Genomic DNA, 539 nt, shown 5'->3' on the forward strand with positions numbered 1-539 from the left:
TGGCTGTACGGCCCGCCGGGGCCCTGGTGGGCGCTGGCGCTGGTCGCCGCCGCGGCGGCGCTCGGGGCGCTGCCGGGTGGCGGCTGGGGCCCGGCCCCGGCGCTGCCGCTGGCGATCGGGCTGGCGGCCCTGGCGGGCGGGCCGGTGCTGGCCCGGGGCGGCGGCACGGACTGGCTGGTGGCCACCGCACCCTTCGCCGCCCTCTGGATCGGCCCCGGCCTCGGGGCCCGCATCGGCGGCCGGTCGGGCACTCCGCTGGGCTGGGCCATCGCCGGGGGGCTCCCGCTGATTTTCGTTTGGCTGCTGCATCGCAGCCCCTGATCCCATGCCAAACTTCGGCCTAGACTGCGCCGAGACGACCGGGTGATGAGCCATGCGATCCTGCAGCGTGGTGCCGACATGAGGGGCCTGGGCCTGGAGAAGCTGGTCGCCGCGGCGGCGGCCGGCGCGGCCGGGCTGTGGCTGGCCGCCGGACCGCCCGCCGCCGGGCCGCCTTCTGCCGAAGCGCCCCTGGCCGAGGCCTTGCCGGCCGCCCGGCC

General features: G+C 79.2%; 1 protein-coding gene. It reads left to right on the top strand.

The window, feature by feature from the left end:
• The coding region (locus tag QWZ14_RS05810) for a hypothetical protein (RefSeq protein WP_290315687.1) at positions 1 to 321 on the top strand (321 nt) is incomplete at its 5' end.
• Positions 322 to 539: the final 218 nt, after the last annotated feature.

It is taken from the genome of Paeniroseomonas aquatica (assembly GCF_030409335.1).
GTDB lineage: Bacteria > Pseudomonadota > Alphaproteobacteria > Acetobacterales > Acetobacteraceae > Belnapia > Belnapia aquatica.